Consider the following 18582-nt stretch of genomic DNA (forward strand, 5'->3'; position numbering starts at 1 on the left):
CCGTTCACTTGATGACAGTGCGCTGAATGTGATGGGCGGTATCAACTCGTCGCATGACGGCATGGCAGCAGCGGCGCGGAAACGATTTGTAAAAAAAACACGCAAAATTCCGGTTGAAGAACTGACGGAAAAGATAACAACCGGTTCGCGGCTCTATTTGGCAAAGAGTATAACGCTTCTTGAAAGCATCATACCGGAAGACAGAGTAGCGGGTCAGCAACTTCTGCTCAACCTGCTGCCGAGAACCGGCAACAGCATACGGATCGGCATCACGGGTGTCCCAGGTGCGGGGAAAAGCACGTTTATCGAAGCATTCGGACTAATGCTCGCTGAAGCGGGCCATAAAGTGGCGGTCCTCGCTATCGATCCGAGTTCAACTGTAACGGGCGGCAGCATCCTTGGCGATAAAACTAGGATGGAGGAGCTTGCAAGACATCCGAATGCATTCATTCGGCCCTCGCCATCAGCGGGGACACTCGGAGGCGTTCATAAAAAGTCGCGTGAAACGATGTTGCTTTGTGAAGCATCCGGCTATGATGTCATCTTAATTGAAACGGTCGGTGTGGGGCAAAGTGAAACCGTCGTTCGGGGCATGGTCGATTATTTTATGCTGCTCGTCCTGACCGGTGCGGGGGATGAACTGCAGGGAATGAAAAAAGGAATCATGGAGCTTGCAGACGGCGTCGTCGTCCATAAAGCCGACGGCGACAATTTGAGGCTAGCGAATAAGACAGTCAGGGAATATCGTCAATTGCTACATCTCCTGCAGCCTGCATCGCCCGGCTGGACATCAACGGCACTTCCTGTTTCTTCGATTAAAAATACCGGGCTTGAAGAAGTCTGGAAAACGATATTGTCCTTTAAAGAGACAATGGAAGATGACGGATTCTGGAATGGTCGCAGACAATCCCAAACGAAAGACTGGTTCCATTCGATGATTAAAGACCGTCTCATTGACACCTTTTTCGCAGAGCCTGGTAGGAAAGAAGAAGTCATAGAACTTGAGAAAGCCTTGCTCGGTGGAAGTTTGACCGTTACGGGAGCTGTTGAAAGATTGTTCGGGAGGTAGACATTTTGCAGGAAACGATCTCTCCTGCTATGATGAAGAAGTAAATAGAAAGGGGTTTGATTAATTATGAATATGAATTTTGATCTTTATATGAATGACATCCTTAGACAAGCACGTTCAGAGATGGAAGCTAGCGGGTACGAGCAGCTGACAACGCCTGAACTTGTGGAAGATGCATTTAAACGTCCGGGTACGACTCTTGTTATGGTGAACTCGGTTTGCGGTTGCGCAGGTGGCATCGCACGTCCAGCGGCTGCGCATGCAGTGCATTATGACAAACGTCCAGACCACTTGGTAACTGTGTTCGCGGGTCAGGACAAAGAAGCGACAGCGCAAGCGCGCATGCTTTTCGGAGAAGATCATTTGCCTTCTTCACCATCATTTGCACTTCTGAAAGACGGCAAGCTCGTTGCAGAAGTCGGGCGTTATGAAATCGAAGGACACGATCCAATGTCCGTCGTCACTAACTTACAAAGCCAATTCGAGGAATACTGCGAAGAGTTATAATAAGAAAAAGAGTCCGTCAGTGCATCTTTAGCACTGACAGACTCTTTTTTATTTTACATAATCATACTAAGGCCGAACATGACACTTGAAGCAAGCATTGCCCCAACCATTAAAAGGACGACGACTTTCTGTACTTTACGATTGCTCATCAGTCAAAACTCCTTAAGCTTTATAACTCTATTTTAACAGAAATTGCAGATTTCACAACATATAGCTGTTCAATAAGGTAAAATGGAAAATAGGAAGGGGGGAGTCGTCATGCAAAAAGTAGATCATATAGGGATTGCTGTAAAAAGTATCGAAACCTCAATAGACTATTACATACATACACTCGGACTTACACTTTTGGCAATCGAAGAAGTCGCAAGTCAGAACGTGCGCGTCGCGTTCATTGACGCTGGAAATATCAAGCTTGAGCTATTGGAACCTTTAGGGGAAAATGGTCCAATTGCAAAATTCATTGAAAAGCGCGGTGAAGGTGTTCATCACATTGCTTTCGGGGTAACAGATATACGAACCAGGATGACTGAACTGCGTGAAAAAGGTGTACAGCTATTGCAAGAAGAACCGAAACCGGGTGCCGGGGGAGCAGAAGTGGCATTCCTTCACCCTAGATCATCATTTGGTGTGTTATATGAACTATGCGATAAAAGCGGCAAAGGGGACTGACTGAAAAGATGGATATTTACGATAAAATAAATGAATTGTATGATAGAAAGAGAGTCATCGAACTTGGCGGCGGAGACGAGCGAATCGCTAAACAACATGAAAAAGGGAAGTTGACGGCGAGAGAACGAATCGATCTGCTTCTGGATCCGGACTCATTTGTTGAATTGAATCCATTTGTCGTACATCGGACACGCGATTTCGGAATGGACAAGCAAGTGGGACCAGGAGATGGCGTTGTCACAGGTTATGGAAAAGTGAACGGCAGACCAATCTATTTATTTTCTCAGGACTTTACTGTTTTCGGAGGAGCGCTAGGGGAAATGCATGCGATGAAAATCGCCAATGTAATGGATCTCGCTGCCAAAAACGGTGCCCCATTCATCGGATTGAACGATTCGGGCGGAGCCCGGATCCAAGAAGGTGTTGTCTCTCTTGATGGCTACGGTGAAATCTTCTACCGTAACGCTATTTTTTCAGGAGTCATACCGCAAATTTCGGTTATTCTCGGGCCTTGCGCAGGTGGTGCTGTTTATTCACCAGCCATCACCGACTTCGTATTCATGACGGATGAAACGAGCCAGATGTTCATCACGGGACCGAAAGTGATTGAGACTGTTACCGGGGAGAAGATTTCTTCCGAAGATCTCGGCGGTTCGAAAGTACATAACACGATTAGCGGTAACGCACATTTCCGCGGTAAAGACGAAAAGACAGTTCTCGAGAGTGTCCGGAAATTGCTTGCTTATTTACCGCAGAATAATAATGAAAAACCACCAGTTGCAGATTATAATGAAGAAGACGATTATCGCCCGGATTTGGCGGATATCGTGCCGTATGAAACAATCCGTCCTTACGATGTGCGAAAGGTCATTGAGCAAGTTGTTGATACAGATTCCTTCATGGAAGTTCAAGCCGAATTTGCGAAGAATGCTGTTGTCGGGTTAGCGCGAATGAAAGGTGAGCCGGTCGGTCTTGTTTGTAACCAGCCGAAAGTGATGGCAGGCGGACTTGATATTGATTCATCCGACAAAATCGCGCGCTTTATCCGCTTCTGTGATTCTTTCAATATTCCAATCATTACATTTGAAGATGTAACGGGCTTTTTCCCAGGCATTAAACAGGAGCACGGTGGTATAATCCGCCACGGGGCAAAAATCTTGTATGCTTATTCGGAAGCGACGGTACCAAAAATAACCGTTATCCTTCGAAAAGCATTTGGCGGAGCATATGTCGCATTGAATTCTAAGTCAATTGGTGCCGATGTCGTTTACGCTTGGCCGAACGCCGAAATAGCGGTTATGGGGGCACAAGGCGCAGCGAATATCATTTTTGCTAGAGAAATCGCAAATAGCGATGACCCAGAAGCGATGCGTGCGGAAAAGATTGAAGAGTATCGTGAGAAATTCTCGAATCCTTATGTTGCAGCATCACACGGCATGGTCGATGACGTAATCGACCCACGCGAAACACGCGTTAAACTTTTACAAGCACTCGACATGATGCGAAACAAAACAGAAACCAGACCAAAGAAGAAACACGGTAATATACCGTTATAAGGGGATGCTCTACTTGAATAAACAAAGACTACTTGATGAGTTTTTAGAACTTGTGCAAATCGACTCGGAAACAAAAAACGAACGGGCGATTGCGGATGCGCTAACATTAAAAATGGAAGCACTTGGTTTTGATGTCGAGGAAGATGATTCCGATGATCGTACTGGACATGGTGCAGGTAACCTTATCGCGACAATGAAAGGGACTGGCGCTGGAATCGACTCAATCTATTTTACATGTCATATGGACACAGTCGTTCCGGGACAAAGCATTAAACCGGAACTGCGTGATGACGGATACGTTTATTCAGACGGCACGACAATTCTAGGTGCAGATGATAAAGCAGGAATTGCAGCACTATTTGAAATGGCACGTACATTGAAAGAAAGCGGCCAACCGCATGGCGATATCCAGTTCATCATCACAGCAGGAGAAGAAAGCGGACTTGTCGGGGCAAAAGAAATGGATGCGTCTTTGATCACAGCGAAATACGGCTATGCTGTTGACAGCGATCAAAAGGTGGGTGGTATCGTAACTGCTGCTCCCTATCAGGCAAAATTATGGACGACAATCCATGGTAAAACAGCACATGCCGGTGTTGCACCTGAAAAAGGGGTTTCTGCCATCAATATCGCCGCTAAATCGATTGCAGCCATGTCACTCGGTCGAATTGACTCGGAAACAACAGCTAACATCGGGCGTTTTGAAGGTGGACAAGCGACGAACATTGTCTGTGATGAAGTGCATATTTTAGCTGAAGCACGCTCCATCAATCAGGAAAAGTTAAATGAACAGACAGAACATATGGTTCGCACATTCGAACGGACTGCTGAACTGATGGGCGGAAAAGCCGAAACGGAAGTTCAGCTCATGTATCCAGGCTTCAGCTTTGAAGAAGATGCGGAAGTTGTCCAAACTGCTATGAAAGCCATCAAAAACATCGGACTGATTCCTGAACTGATGACGAGCGGTGGCGGAAGTGATGGCAATATTTTCAACGGCGCCGGTATCCCGACGGTCACACTATCTGTCGGTTACGAAGAAATCCATACGAAAAACGAACGTATGCCTGTTGATGAATTGAATAAACTGACGGAACTCCTGCTTGAAATCGTCCGTGTCACAGCGAATGACTAAAAGGAGGCCTATGGTATGAGTGATTTGAAAGCAGTCATTGTCCAATGCGGTAACGAGGAATATGCGATTTCTGTTGATGTAGTCGTATCAATCGAGCGACTTGAACAAGTGAATCCGATTCCTCATCTCCCGAATTATATGCTCGGACTCATGCGGATTCGTGGCGAACTTGTTCCGATTCTGGACTTTGAACAGATTTTATACGATAGAAGTGCAAAAGGACGTGAAGAGGCGCGTGTCGTAGTTGTTCAGACCGGAAGTTTATTCATCGGTCTTCTCGTTCTCGATGCAAAAGAGATTCTTGATATTCCAGAGCGTGCTTTGACCTCGTCTGGCCTCATGGCATATTCAAGAACACCGTATTTCACGACGGTCGCAAATTTGGAAAACCGAATGATTACTGTCGTCGATCCAATGATATTATCTCAAACACTTGTTGGGATGGATGAAATCGGCGAGTATGTGGAAACACAACTTGTACAAGAAAAATAATGTGGAAACCGGGCAGTGTCATCTGTCCGGTTTTTGCATTATAATCAAGAAAAGTGGAATAGGAGGAAGTGTCTTGACAGCGGTTAGTGAATCCAGAGCGAAAGTCATCCTTCATCTAGATATGAATAGTTTTTTCGCTTCCGTCGAACAGGCGCATGACCCTTCCTTAAAAGGTATCCCAATGGCTGTTGCGGGCAATCCAAAAGCGCGGAGGGGCATTCTTGTGACATGCTCCTATGAAGCGAGAGCCCTCGGCATTTATACGACGATGACTGTTGGTGAAGCGAAACGGCTTTGCCCGGATCTTGTAATTGTCCCGCCGGACTTTGAAAAGTATCGAACCGCTTCGTCTGCCGTTTTTGATTTGCTGCGGACATATACGGACCTTGTGGAACCAGTGTCAATAGATGAGGCCTATATCGATATTACTGCGATTGGCGGATTGACCAATGCGATGAAAATTGCATCCGGCATGCAACAGCGTATTTTACAGGAGCTCGATTTGCCTTGTTCAATTGGTATTGCGCCGAACAAGTTTCTAGCGAAGACGGCATCAGATATGAAAAAACCGATGGGCATCACGATATTAAGGAAGAGGGAAGTTGAATCGATTCTATGGCCTCTACCGATTATCGAAATGCACGGTATCGGGGAAAGTACAGAGAAAAAGATGCAGGCCTTAAAGATTTTTACGATAGGTGATCTGGCAAACACAGATGAAAATATCATTAAATCTTCTTTTGGAAAACATGGCGTCAGACTCCACAAACGGGCGAATGGCATTGATGACCGACTGGTAGATCCCGAGGCTGCCGAAGAACGAAAAAGTGTTGGCAGTTCAACGACTTTGCCAGTGGACGAAACGGATTTGGATGAATGTCTGAAAGTTTTCGAATGGCTCGCAAACAAAGTTGCGGCACGACTTGATGTCCGACAACTGGCAGGCACGGTCGTCATGATCCAGATTCGTACAGCCGACTGGCGCAATCAATCGCGTAGCCGGACTGTCCTTAATCCCCTTTATAAGGAACAGGATATTTACAAAGAAGCCGCAGATCTATTCACAAGGCATTGGGACGGTGAACCAGTCCGTCTTCTCGGTATTACCGTTTCCAATGTAGTTTTAATGAATGAACTGCATGAACAGCTATCGATTTACAACTTTGAAAAGCATGCGAAAGAAGAGACGATGGATGCTCTGCTTTCCAAGCTGGAGAAAAAATTTGGTCCCGGGTCAGTGAAGCGGGGTATAACTTAAAAGGAGGTTTTCCGTTATGGAACTGCAGTTTTTAGGAACAGGAGCAGGTATGCCATCCAAAATGCGTAACACGTCATCTGTCGTTTTGAATTTGTCCGCTGAAGGAGAAGGGTACTGGTTGTTCGATTGCGGGGAAGCGACGCAGCACCAGATACTACATACATCTCTGAAACCACGAAAAATCAGTAAGATATTCATCACACATTTACACGGCGATCATATATTTGGATTGCCTGGTTTAATCGGCTCACGATCATTCCTTGGCGGCGAGGAGCAACTTGAAGTTTACGGTCCTACAGGGTTGAATGAATGGCTTAAAACCACGTTGCGCATTACAAATACACATTTAAATTATGAATTGCTTGTCCATGAAATCGGTGAAGGCGTGGTCTTTGAAGACGATGACTATCTTGTCACTGCAAAAAGCTTACAGCATATCATTCCGTGCTTAGGCTATCGTATTGAGCAAAAACCACTGCCGGGTAAATTGCTTATCGACAAAGCGAAAGAAGCGGGGGTACCGAATGGTCCACTGCTGAAACAACTGAAGGATGGAGAAGATATCGAGCTAGAAGATGGACGAATCGTTCTTAGTTCGGCCGTTACCGGTGAACCGCAAGAAGGATTTACGGTCGCCATTCTCGGCGATACAAGCTATTGCGGCTCTGCAGTTGAATTGGCGCAAGACGTGGATATTCTAGTCCACGAAGCGACGTTTGATATGGAAACAGGAAACTTGGCGAAAGAGTACGGTCATTCAACGATTGGTGACGCAGCACGCGTAGCGAAGCAAGCGAGAGCGACAACACTTATTGCTAATCATATTAGTGCCCGTTTCATGCCAAGCGACGTAGCCCAATTGCAGAAACAAGGAGAGGCGATTTTTCCGTCACTTCATATCGCGGAAGATTTTTCACGATTTGAATGGAAGAACGGCGAAGTTATTCGAGGATGAAACTATAGTTCTAATCATAAAGATATATTAGCGTGCAAATTGATACATTCAACAAAACAGCGGATATTTAATTAAAAACCCGATTCTCCTTATTTATGGGAAGAATCGGGTTTAGCGTTTTATAAATCATCATTTCACAGAAATAACTTGTCCCTTCGTCATTTTCTCCAATTCATCCGGTGTTAATTGGAACACGGCTTTTGGATGTCCGGCAGCAGCCCAGATCGTTTCATATTTGAAAAGATCTTCATCGATTAAGGTCTGCACCGGGTTCTTATGCCCTAATGGTGGAACCCCGCCAATAACAAAGCCTGTAGATTCACGGACAAAATCTGCATCTGCTTTTCCTAATTTAACATTAAGTTTTTGGGCAATTATTTCCTCATTAATACGATTGATTCCGCTTGCGACAACTAATAACGGCTGATTTGTACTTTTTAGTTTGAAAATAATTGATTTGGCAATTTGTGCCACATTGCACTCTAAGGTATCTGCCGCTTCTTGGGCGGTTCGGGCACTGTCTGTCAATTTTACCACTTCATTCGGATGGGCCAATTCCAGCAATTTTTCCTGCACTTGCTGAGCACTTGCTGTTAAGCTTTGCATCAATCCAACTCCTCCTATTAGCCTTCGATGTAATTTAATAAATACCATTTCATTCAATATTCAATATACTACAAAGCTATATTTTCTTCATTCAATTTTTCAGAAATTCGAAAAGTCGTTACTTGTTTTTAAACGTATTCAATTACGCTTAGGAAAGAAGGTAATCGTTTACTTTTTAAAGAATATCTTACTGTAATAAAAGAAAAATCCGATAGTAAAATAGAAAGGGGAAATTATGTGAAAAAATTATTCATCGTTTTAATTTCAATCGTAATTTTAACAGCTTGTTCAAATAAAAAAACTCTCAACTATGAATACTCATTTATAGGAGAAGGTGAACATTGGGAAAGTGAATATACTTTTAACGGAACAGAGATATGGAATGAAAGAGAGAAAAGAACCACTTACTCCAATGAGAATAATTATACATTAGTAATAAAGTACAAAGGGGATATAAAAGACATATCAACGACGAAAAACCTGGAATATGCTTATGAAACAACGGCCGGTGGTGGAAGTGGCACAATGCAGTTCAATGATACTTCTAAAGAAGCAATTTTTATTACCAAGGGCAGCTCAACTGGGGCAAAAGTAAATGCAGATGAAATAATCAAAGTAACGATTAAATGGGATACATTTGAAGAATCGTTTGAATTGTATAATAAAGGCAAGTGATTTTAAATTTGCGAAAGAATTATCGGTAATGTTTAACCTATCTATTAGTGGATAAAGGAAACCCGCGAAAGAGGAAATTTCTTCGCGGGTTTCCAATTATTTAATAGTTAAAACATCCAGCCCCGCTCATATTGTTTCGGCGACTGAATCTCCACCCGGAGCTCTTTCGCTGCAGTATATGCCCAGTAGGGATCACGCAATAATTCACGGGCAAGCAAAATCATATCGGCGCGGTCGTTTTTCAATATTTCTTCCGCTTGGATACCTGTCGTGATCATACCCACCGCGCCTGTTAATATATTGGCACCGACTTTAATTGTTTCCGAAAATTTCACTTGATAGCCAGGGAATGCATCAATCGCCGCTGGAACAACCGCTCCAGAACTGACATCGATCAGATCGACGCCCTGCTCTTTCATCCACTTCGCCATTTCGACGTACGCTTCTGGTGTCATACCGCCGTCAATGTAGTCATTTGCGGATAGACGGACGAAAAGGGGACCTTCCCATACGGTGCGTACTTCGTCGATGGTTTCACGTAATAATCGATAGCGATTTTCCGCGGAGCCGCCGTATTCATCCGTCCGTTTATTCGATAGGGGCGACAAGAATTCATTAATGAGATAGCCGTGTGCACCGTGCAGTTCGATAACGTCGAATCCGGCTTTCTTCGCACGAATAGCGCCTTCTTTGAATGCTTGTACAGTCGTTTTTATATCATCTTTCGTCATTTCGACAGGCGTTTTATATTTATCGTCGAAAGCAATTGCGGATGGTGCATAAATATCACCGTCGACTGTCGCTTTCCGTCCGGCATGTGCGAGCTGGATACCTGTTTTCGCGCCATGTTGCTGCATGAGGCGGACAACTTCTGCTAATCCATCAATATGGTCATCGCTCCAGATGCCAAGATCCTGTGCGGAAATACGTCCCGCGGGTTGTACGGCTGTCGCTTCAACGATAATAAGGCCAACTTGACCGACTGCGCGTGTGGTGTAATGAGTCTTATGCCAATCCTCAATCATCCCGTCTTCATTATGACTCGAATACATACACATCGGCGACATAACGATGCGGTTTTTAAATTCAACATCGCGGATTGTAAATGGTTCAAATAACTTTGACATGTTTTCGCCCTCCCTAAATGCTTTACACGATAAGTATAGCAAAGGGGGAAACACAAGGCAGTAGTTGCGGCTTATGTAGTTCTGTACTTGCTCGGGTTTACACTCATCGTTTACTCCGAGTTTCTTCTATTACTTTAGAAAAACAATGATGAACAGAGCCGTACGATTTAATATCCTGATGAACCTGAAAAGACGACTCTGTATAAATTACTTGTTCTAAGTGCTTAATGATTTTCAAATGTACTAATCCTAAAAATTGGTCAACGTTTGATCAATGAGACAAAATGGAACTATTGAGCGTATTTTACCTCAACTGTTATGGCTTATCTGGAGGTTTCCTGAAGTTCGATATTAACCACTTTTTCAGTTTCAGTAGTAAACTCAATTCTTACAAAAACGCCGAATTCGTTGTCACCATCTTTTAACCATAGCTTAAACTTTTCAATTGTTGAATCCCCTTTAGTTTCGCTACCTTCATGTAGATAGTCAATAATATTCGCATTGGGATATTTTGATTGTATCTCTTTTATAGCGAGTTTACTCCACTTAGCATAGGATGGAATTTCTTGTTGTGCATGAGCAATAGGTGGAATATGTGTTAGTGCTGAATTAATTGCAATGAAAATTCCAAGTGCAATAAATGATTTTCGCATAATTGATCTCAGCTCCTTTTCTATAGGATGAGTAATTTGCTTAAAATCATCCTATATCGAATAAGAATTTATGAAAAAAACCACCACACCATTTAGACCATAATAAAAGTAGCATTCCATAAGATAAATCGAAGCATGCCCAGAGGACCTAAATGCCTCTCAAATTGAAAAAACAGTATGATATTGAATCATACATCATAGGAAAAGAACAGTTAGCATTGGAAATTAAACAGTATGGAATGGCTTGGTATCGCGGCTCTGGAGGTTGAGGCAGATGGGAAGCCCTATAATACTCGACCAGCAACCTGACAGGTATCATTGGTCAGAGGCGGTTTGGCAGACAGTTAATTTATTATTAACCACTTTTGGGCTATGATTTATTCCAAAACTAGTCCTAGACGCTAAAATTTTCTCAAACGATCACATGCATGTCAGCTGTTTTTTTATAGGCAAGACCATCATTGTCCTTCTAGGCGGGTAATTTGAACGCTAACTCGAATAATAGGCGCATTTTTAAAAAAGTGAACTATTACTCGAGTTTTGTGTTCCATTTTTTATCGAACAATGAGTAGCTTCAAGACCCCGCTCCTAGCTCCCGTGAACGCGCCTCCGCCTTTCCAATACAATTCGCAATCGTTTCTTTGAACAGACCATCCTTCAGTGCATTTAAACCTGCCGCCGTCGTGCCGCCTGGACTTGTCACATTTTCACGCAATTCCGCCGGTTCCGTACCCGTCTGTTTCAACATCGCCGCTGCTCCTTCAAGTGTTTGAATGATTAGCGCGCGCGCAACTTCTTTCGAAAGTCCTTTGCCGATTGCCGCTTCTTCAAGCGCTTCCGCTAAATAATAGACATACGCAGGTCCGCTGCCGGACAGAGCGGTGACTGCATGTAAGTCATCTTCCTCGACTTCTTTCACCATACCGACTGATTCCAGGAGACCAAGGATATGTTTTTTCATCTCTTCGTTAATCGCTTGATTCCACGCAATTCCACTGGCTGATTTGCCGATTGTGGCAGAGGTGTTAGGCATCGATCGCGCGATGGGCCTTGCGCCGAGGCCGTTTTCAATTGTCTGTATTGAGACACCTGCAATGACCGACAAAACTGCTGTTCTACCGGCCAAATAGGGAAGGGTATCCGTCATCGCCTGATGGATGTCTTTCGGTTTCGTCGCAAGAACAATAAGGTCCGCATTTTTCAGCGCCTCTTTTTTCTTGCAGACAATGGATACACCGTATTTATTTTGTAATGAAATTAGTCTTTCATCATCCGATCTGTTCATGACGAAAACATGATGAGGTTCTACAGCACCTTGTTTTACAATTCCTGCGATAACAGCTTCTGCCATCGATCCGGCACCTATAAATACAATCGTTTTCATTTACATTACCCCTTTCTTTTCGCAACTAAAAGCCTAAGTATCTTGAACGGACACAAAAAAACATGCGCTCCCGTCCCTACTAATAAGGACGAAAACGCATGTTTCCGCGGTACCACCTAAATTTACCGGCATTATGCCGGTACATCTCGTTCTTTCTTAACGCGAAAGGCACGCCCGTGTTTCCACGGCAGCTCGGAAGGAGGTTCGAAGCGGGAGAGGGGGATGTGGCTTTCAGCCGGTGACCACATTTTCTGTTCTCCATTTCCGCAACTACTCGTCTTCGTCAAAGCCTGTATGTACTTGAATTAGTCCGATTATTGCACGCGGTCTGAAGAAAGTCAACTTTCTAATTCTTCAAGAACCACCGTCATACCATTTCAGCGAAAAATAGAATCAGCATAATAATGGCGATGGCCAGTCCTGCAACCAGCGATACTTTCACGGCACTCACAGGAGATTTTCCACTTACTTTGCCGGTCTGTCCATTGACGAGGAAGCGATAGACCTTATTGTTGAACTGAAACGAGGAAATCCATAAAGGCAATAGGATATGTTTGTATGTAATGTTGTCATAGTCTGTGGAGACGCTCACGATATTGACAACATCGCCATATACTTGTCCGTATATTCCATTTGTAATTCCGTCGTCTATGACAGCTTTGGCATCATTCCATCCATCCTTCAACGGAATCGAATACTTCTCCGCCAAGAAACCCGATAAATACTCCATTTTATAATCGACAAGCCCATTCAAATGGAAAGGTTCAACTTTATCAATCAATCCGCTGGCGACATTACGTGAAGCTTTCACCAATACATCATCAAAGAATTTGCTATAACGGCCGTGTTCCGTATGCCACCTGATTTTTCGGACTTGCTCCGTTACTTGTCTGGGCTTACCGTCTTCAACTACTGTACGCGTTACTGTGACGTAATAATACGTTCCAATCTGTACGATGAAAGATGAATCCGTCTGGGAGTCGAACGTCCAGTAAGGAATATAAGCACCAGCCAAATGGTCTAATTTATAAGATTGGACCAGCTTGGAAGGAGCAAAATATCTCTTTTTCATCCATGCCTTAAATTTGTTGACGGCCTCTTCTTTGGTGATCTGGAAGGGAAGGACCAATGCCGGTTTGATGCCAGCGTGGTTATCGGTTATCGCAATATGCGACGAACCGCAAAATGAGCAGAAATCTGCTACTTTGTCTGTATCCAAAAGTGTTTCGGCACCACAGTTTTTACATTTGAAAACACGTTTTTCTTCATCCCAACTGTAGTCTTCTTTTTCAAGGGCCTGCAGGAAATCATGTTCAATCGTGTTTTTGCGCGATTTCTCAATTTCCTTTTCGCTGCCGCAAAATGGGCATTTAAGGGTTCCGCTTGCTGGTTCAAACATGGTATTACCGCCACAGGAAGAACAATTATTCACTTCTGTCTGTTCAACTTTTGTTGTTTCAGTCTGCTTATCCTTGTCTAAATCTGTCATATGAACACCTCTTTATCGATCACTGTTGCAGACTATCGCCGCAGTCGCCGCAGAACTTCGCATTGGGACCATTACCCTTGCCGCATTTCGTACATGTTTTTTCGGTCATTTGTTTTGCGCCACATTCCCCGCAGAATTTGGCCTCTGCATTTATTGCTGCCTGACAGCTGACGCATGGTACCTTTTGCTTTTGAACTGTTTTGCCACAATCGCCACAAAACTTCGCGCCTGGATTAATGAGTGCCTGACAATGAGGACAAGTCATTTTTTCTGGTTGCGGAGTTGAAGGAAGATTTTTTTGTTGCTGGTTGTTTTGTAAGGCATTCGCCATGACACTTCCAAGTGCAGCCCCTGCTCCAATTCCTGCACCGGCTCCTGCTAATCCGCCGCCTTCATTTTGCGCAGCTTCCCTGATGGCCTCTGCAGCCTGGTATTGCTGATACTGATTCATGTCTCCGAGAACACCCATGGATGTTTTGCGATCCAACACTTTTTCCACTTCTTCGGGCAGAGATAAATTTTCAATGTACAGGGAAGTGATTTCAAATCCGAATGTACTGAATCGTTGTTCCATCTTCTCTTTGCCTTTTTCACTTAATTCATCGTAGTTCATCGCCAGATCCAGAGCAGCGATATTCGATTCGGCAAAGAGATCTGTAAGTCCCGACAGCACCATCTTTTTCAACTGGCCTTCAATGCTGCTCGTGTCATAGGATGCATTCGTGCCGAACAGTTCTTTTAAGAACACGGTTGGTTTGGAAATCCGATACGAGTAAATACCATAGCCTCGTAAACGAATGACGCCAAACTCGGAATCGCGCATCATGATCGGGTTCGAAGTGCCCCATTTTTGGTTGATGAATTGCTTCGTATTCACAAAATAGACTTCCGCTTTAAAAGGGGAGTTGAAGCCATGTTTCCATGATTTCAATTTTGTTAGAATTGGCATGTTTTGTGTGTATAATAGATGACGTCCCGGTCCGAATACATCCGCGATTTCGCCTTCGTTGACGAAAATTGCCACTTGTGATTCCCGAACGGTTAACTCTGCCCCCATTTTGATTTCGTTGTTTTGAACGGGAAAACGGTAAACCATTGTATTCGCATTCTGGTCTGTCCATTCAATGACTTCGATAAATTGACTCTTAAAAAATCCGAATAAACCCATGTATACAACCTCCTAGTAGTTCCGTATTCAGATAAATAAATTCGACAACAGATAATGCCATTATACCATTTTAAACTTCTTGGTAGAGAATTGATTAAAAAGGTGACGTCTTCTAGTAAAAAAAGGTACAATGTACTGAATACTCATTCATTTATATAAAGGGGATTTTTCATATGATACAGAAGATTGTTATACCAACACCATTCGCGGTCGGCGATGTAAATGCTTTTCTTGTAAAAGGTGATACACTGTCGCTCGTCGATGCGGGACCGAAAACCCCCGATGCATATGAAGCATTGAAACAGGGCATCAAGGAAGCCGGTTATTCATTCAATGATATTGAACAAGTCATTTTGACGCATCATCATCCAGACCATGCCGGCTGGATTGATGCATTTGATAATGCGAAAGTTCTTGGCCACACGTACAATGATTTATGGTTGAAACGGGATGAAGCTTTTTTCCGCTATCATGATGCGTTTTATCTCGACTGTCTTATCGAAGAAGGCGTACCGGAACAGTACCTTGGCTGGGTTAAGAAGATGAAACGATCTGTTTCCTACATGGGAGAACGTCCACTCGATATGACGCTTGCTGAAGAAGATGCATTGCCCGGGCATCCCGGTTGGACCGTAATGGAAACCCCAGGTCATGCACAAAGCCATATTGTGTTATGGAATGAAGAGAATCGAACAATGATTGGCGGAGACTTAGTGCTTGAAAAAGTGTCTTCAAACCCGCTCATTGAACCGCCGCTAGATCCCCAGCAGGGGCGCCCGCGATCTTTACTGCAGTATAATAATTCCTTGAAACGGCTCCTTACATTGCCGGTCGATCTTATCTATAGCGGACACGGCAACGAAGTGCGGAATGCTCATGGACTTATTGAAAATCGGCTCGAGAAGCAGCATGATCGGGCTATGAAAGTGCTTGCGATGATGGACGAAGGCTCTCGGACGATTTTTGAATTGACCCGCGAACTGTTTCCGGCTGTTTATGAAAAAGAGCTTGGACTTACGCTTTCCGAAACGATTGGTCAAACAGATTACCTTTTTGAAGAAGGGCTAATCCGTGAAACACGGGATGAAGGCGGCGTCCTCCACTATGAACAAGCGTAAATCGATTCTTGTAACGGGAGCGACGAGCGGGGTTGGATATGCGTTGACGAAAAGACTGTTGGCAGAAGGATATGAAGTGTGGGCAACAGGCAGGACGCCCGCTGTTTTAAAGGAGCTCAAAAGTGAAGGTGCGCATGCGGTATCTGCGGATTTGTCAAAAAAAGAAGACGTTGAGCAGTTGGTGGCAAAGGTCGGTTTACTCGATGCTGTCGTCTTTTCGGCGGGCGTCGGCACATTCGAACGTGCACATGAGACCCCCGATGAGGCGATAGAGGCCATGATGGCTATCAATGTCATAGGACCGATGCAATTGACGAAACTTCTGTTACCCGGAATGATCGACCGCCGCAGCGGTCATCTGATTTATCTCGGTTCACAAGCCGGGAAAGTGGCGACACCGAAAGCGTCCGTCTACGCGGCGTCCAAGCATGCAATCATAGGCTATACGAATGCGCTTCGCATGGAGGTAGCTCCATTCGGCATCCATGTCACGACTATTAATCCGGGTCCAATCGACACGCCGTTTCTGGATTTAGCGGATGAAACAGGTATTTATCGTACGTCGCTTGGCAAGCATTTATTGACCGTGGAAACAGTTGTCGATTCGGTGATTAATACAGTGGGAAAACCGGTTCGTGACGTGAATTTACCGTGGTATATGGGCATTACAAGCAAACTTCATGCACTCGCGCCGACGCTTGTCGAACGGTTAGGGCGTAAGTATTTTATGAAGAAATAAAATGAATTCCATCTTGTAGGGACCGGCGTAACTGCCGGTTTTTTGTCGTATCCAATAAAGATTGAAAGGTCTATCTGCATAAAGATTCCATTGTATCTATGTAGCTGCTAGAGCTATAATACAAATAAGAACAAACGTTCCGTAAAGGGAGGAGTTTCACATGTATGAACATTTGCCGAACCGGAAAATCGTATGCTTTGATATGCGTAGCTTTTACGCCAGTTGCGCTGCCGCAATCGAAGGGCTCGACGTCATGAAGGTACCGATTGCCATCGTCGGCAATAAAGAACGCAAAGGTGGCATCGTTCTCGCTGCGTCTCCGTCACTGAAGAAACAATTCGGTGTGCGGACTGGTATGCGGCTGTTTGAAATCCCGGATGATCCCGCTATCCACCTTATCGAGCCCAAGATGGGGTTTTATATCGATGTGTCGATGGAAATTACTCGGTTGCTAAACAGTTATGTTCCAAAAGAGGCAATTCATGTGTACAGCATTGATGAAAGTTTCATTGACCTCAGTGGGACGGAACGGCTATGGGGATCGGTGGATGAGACGGTAAGAAGGATACAGGATGATCTCGAAACTCAGTTCCAATTGCCATCTGCATGCGGTATCGGACCAAATATGCTGCTGGCGAAACTCGCACTGGACATTGAAGCGAAAAAAACAGGTGTCGCTCATTGGATGTACGAGGATGTACCTGCCAAGTTATGGCCGGTCGCACCACTCAGCCGCATGTGGGGGATCGGCAGCCGACTTGAAAAGACATTGAATGGCATGGGGTTGTTCTCAGTTGGCGATCTTGCACATGCATCTCTCGAAAGACTTGAAAAGAAGTTAGGCGTCATGGGTAATCAATTGTATTACCACGCGCATGGCATCGATTTGTCCGACATGGGAGCACCACTCATAGAAGGGCAGGTCAGCTACGGAAAGGGGCAGATTCTCTACCGTGATTACACTTTACGGGAAGATGTGCTCACTATTGTTCTTGAAATGTGTGAAGATGTCGCGATGCGGGCGAGAGAAGCGGGAAGGGCGGGACGCACCGTCCATTTGTCTATTGGCTATTCGAAACAGACACTTGGCGGCGGTTTCGGCCGTTCACGTTCACTGAGCGAAGCGACGAATGATACAATGAAAATCTACCGGATGTGTACGAAATTGTTCGATGAATTCCATGATGGTCGTCCAGTTCGGCGTCTGTCAATCAGTCTGACGAATTTGGAAGAAGAGCATTCCATGCAGCTCAGTTTCTTCGATGAAGATAGATGGCGCACTCGGCAACTGGGTGGGGTGGTTGATTCGCTCCGGAAAAAGTATGGCTCGAATGCTGTTTTGCGTGCGGTGTCTTATACAGAAGCCGGGACGGCTGTTGAACGGGCGAAGCTGACCGGGGGGCATAAGACATAGTCTTGGCATCATGTTCAAATATAGAAGGGATCTTTAGTTAGATAGATCAACTTTTTGTTGCTCGTTCAACTATTTCTATACCGTTTAACGAAACGCTTCCATTTTCAATTAAAACTGCCTTCGATTTAGGTCCTATCGAGAATATGCCTCCCTTAACAGCAATTGTATTTATTTTGCCTTGTACGTGAAGGCTTCGAACATTTTTCCCGTTTGTAACAATTCTTCCACCGATTTCAACGGTATCGATTGTACCGCCTTCTTTGACACTTAATCCGTCGGCAGATAGTTGCGTGATGACTCCCTTTACTAAGGATTCAGCTTCATCTCCAAAATTTTCTATATCTTCGTGTACGACTAACGTTCCTACAGGTTGACTGATTTGAATACCATCGGCAGCATTCACATGCGTAACAATTCGTTTAAATTCCGCATTGTTTTACACTTCCAGCATATACGTTAAATCCCCGAGCACCGATTCCGTACGTCTCGATTATAAGTCGACCGCCTACATCCCCAGCCCCACTAATAAATATGCCACTTCCTTCGGAACTATAGAAATAGTGGGTAC

Annotated in this window: 20 protein-coding genes and 1 other annotated feature; of the genes, 12 read left to right on the plus strand and 8 right to left on the minus strand. The window is 44.5% G+C overall.

The window, feature by feature from the left end:
- Positions 1-31 precede the first annotated feature (31 nt).
- Complete coding sequence (gene meaB / locus HDC33_RS07040) at positions 32-1069, plus strand: methylmalonyl Co-A mutase-associated GTPase MeaB (protein ID WP_179392665.1); 1038 nt, start codon at positions 32-34, stop codon at positions 1067-1069.
- 66 nt (positions 1070-1135) lie between these two features.
- The gene (locus HDC33_RS07045; protein WP_179391766.1) at positions 1136-1576 is read left to right on the plus strand and encodes a BrxA/BrxB family bacilliredoxin; all 441 of its coding nucleotides are present in this window, start codon (positions 1136-1138) and stop codon (positions 1574-1576) included.
- Positions 1577-1629: 53 nt separating this feature from the next.
- On the opposite strand, the gene prli42 is transcribed toward HDC33_RS07045, so the two are convergent.
- Complete coding sequence (gene prli42, locus HDC33_RS07050; protein ID WP_179391767.1) at positions 1630-1725, minus strand: stressosome-associated protein Prli42; 96 nt, start codon at positions 1723-1725, stop codon at positions 1630-1632.
- 109 nt (positions 1726-1834) lie between these two features.
- On the opposite strand from prli42, the gene mce reads away from it, so the two are divergent.
- From mce to rnz, 6 genes are all read left to right on the plus strand, one after another.
- A complete protein-coding gene (mce, locus tag HDC33_RS07055; protein WP_179391768.1) occupies positions 1835-2245 on the plus strand; it encodes a methylmalonyl-CoA epimerase in 411 nt (136 codons plus the stop codon).
- 8 nt (positions 2246-2253) lie between these two features.
- Positions 2254-3801, plus strand: a complete 1548-nt coding sequence (locus tag HDC33_RS07060) for an acyl-CoA carboxylase subunit beta (RefSeq protein WP_179391769.1) — start codon at positions 2254-2256, stop codon at positions 3799-3801.
- Between the two features lie 13 nt (positions 3802-3814).
- On the plus strand, positions 3815-4936 hold the full coding sequence (locus HDC33_RS07065; RefSeq protein ID WP_179391770.1) for a M20/M25/M40 family metallo-hydrolase: 1122 nt from the start codon (positions 3815-3817) through the stop codon (positions 4934-4936).
- Between the two features lie 15 nt (positions 4937-4951).
- The gene (locus tag HDC33_RS07070) at positions 4952-5428 is read left to right on the plus strand and encodes a chemotaxis protein CheW (protein ID WP_179391771.1); all 477 of its coding nucleotides are present in this window, start codon (positions 4952-4954) and stop codon (positions 5426-5428) included.
- A gap of 73 nt (positions 5429-5501) precedes the next feature.
- Positions 5502-6686, plus strand: a complete 1185-nt coding sequence (locus HDC33_RS07075; protein WP_255457312.1) for a DNA polymerase IV — start codon at positions 5502-5504, stop codon at positions 6684-6686.
- A 16-nt stretch (positions 6687-6702) separates the two neighbouring features.
- Positions 6703-7641: a ribonuclease Z gene (gene rnz, locus HDC33_RS07080; RefSeq protein ID WP_179391773.1), complete on the plus strand. Its 939-nt coding sequence runs from the start codon at positions 6703-6705 to the stop codon at positions 7639-7641.
- A gap of 129 nt (positions 7642-7770) precedes the next feature.
- Here rnz and HDC33_RS07085 read toward each other — a convergent pair whose 3' ends face one another.
- Positions 7771-8247 carry a YbaK/EbsC family protein gene (locus HDC33_RS07085; RefSeq protein ID WP_179392666.1) on the minus strand — a complete coding sequence of 159 codons (477 nt, stop codon included), beginning with the start codon at positions 8245-8247 and terminating at the stop codon, positions 7771-7773.
- A gap of 237 nt (positions 8248-8484) precedes the next feature.
- On the opposite strand from HDC33_RS07085, the gene HDC33_RS07090 reads away from it, so the two are divergent.
- Entirely contained in the window at positions 8485-8922 is a 438-nt protein-coding gene (locus HDC33_RS07090) for a hypothetical protein (protein WP_179391774.1), read from the plus strand.
- A 107-nt stretch (positions 8923-9029) separates the two neighbouring features.
- On the opposite strand, the gene namA is transcribed toward HDC33_RS07090, so the two are convergent.
- The 5 genes from namA to HDC33_RS07115 all read right to left on the minus strand — a co-directional run bounded on the left by namA (position 9030) and on the right by HDC33_RS07115 (position 14743).
- Entirely contained in the window at positions 9030-10049 is a 1020-nt protein-coding gene (gene namA, locus HDC33_RS07095; RefSeq protein WP_179391775.1) for an NADPH dehydrogenase NamA, read from the minus strand.
- Positions 10050-10372: 323 nt separating this feature from the next.
- Positions 10373-10702, minus strand: a complete 330-nt coding sequence (locus HDC33_RS07100) for a DUF3889 domain-containing protein (RefSeq protein WP_179391776.1) — start codon at positions 10700-10702, stop codon at positions 10373-10375.
- Between the two features lie 574 nt (positions 10703-11276).
- The gene (gene proC / locus HDC33_RS07105) at positions 11277-12086 is read right to left on the minus strand and encodes a pyrroline-5-carboxylate reductase (protein ID WP_179391777.1); all 810 of its coding nucleotides are present in this window, start codon (positions 12084-12086) and stop codon (positions 11277-11279) included.
- A gap of 81 nt (positions 12087-12167) precedes the next feature.
- Positions 12168-12382: a binding site (T-box leader), on the minus strand.
- Between the two features lie 71 nt (positions 12383-12453).
- Positions 12454-13575, minus strand: coding sequence for a Lar family restriction alleviation protein (locus HDC33_RS07110; protein WP_179391778.1), 1122 nt, complete (start codon positions 13573-13575; stop codon positions 12454-12456).
- A gap of 19 nt (positions 13576-13594) precedes the next feature.
- Positions 13595-14743 carry an SPFH domain-containing protein gene (locus HDC33_RS07115; protein WP_179391779.1) on the minus strand — a complete coding sequence of 383 codons (1149 nt, stop codon included), beginning with the start codon at positions 14741-14743 and terminating at the stop codon, positions 13595-13597.
- Positions 14744-14916: 173 nt separating this feature from the next.
- On the opposite strand from HDC33_RS07115, the gene HDC33_RS07120 reads away from it, so the two are divergent.
- The 3 genes from HDC33_RS07120 (at position 14917) to HDC33_RS07130 (ending at position 18014) form a co-directional block, all read left to right on the plus strand.
- A complete protein-coding gene (locus HDC33_RS07120) occupies positions 14917-15861 on the plus strand; it encodes an MBL fold metallo-hydrolase (protein ID WP_179391780.1) in 945 nt (314 codons plus the stop codon).
- Positions 15848-16600 carry an SDR family NAD(P)-dependent oxidoreductase gene (locus tag HDC33_RS07125; protein WP_179391781.1) on the plus strand — a complete coding sequence of 251 codons (753 nt, stop codon included), beginning with the start codon at positions 15848-15850 and terminating at the stop codon, positions 16598-16600. Before HDC33_RS07120 ends, HDC33_RS07125 begins: the two co-directional genes overlap by 14 nt.
- 160 nt (positions 16601-16760) lie before the next feature.
- Complete coding sequence (locus HDC33_RS07130) at positions 16761-18014, plus strand: Y-family DNA polymerase (RefSeq protein WP_179391782.1); 1254 nt, start codon at positions 16761-16763, stop codon at positions 18012-18014.
- Positions 18015-18060: 46 nt separating this feature from the next.
- On the opposite strand, the gene HDC33_RS07135 is transcribed toward HDC33_RS07130, so the two are convergent.
- A complete protein-coding gene (locus tag HDC33_RS07135; protein ID WP_179391783.1) occupies positions 18061-18417 on the minus strand; it encodes a hypothetical protein in 357 nt (118 codons plus the stop codon).
- Positions 18418-18582: the final 165 nt, after the last annotated feature.

It is taken from the genome of Sporosarcina sp. JAI121 (assembly GCF_013408665.1).
In the GTDB taxonomy this organism is placed as follows: Bacteria; Bacillota; Bacilli; order Bacillales_A; family Planococcaceae; genus Sporosarcina.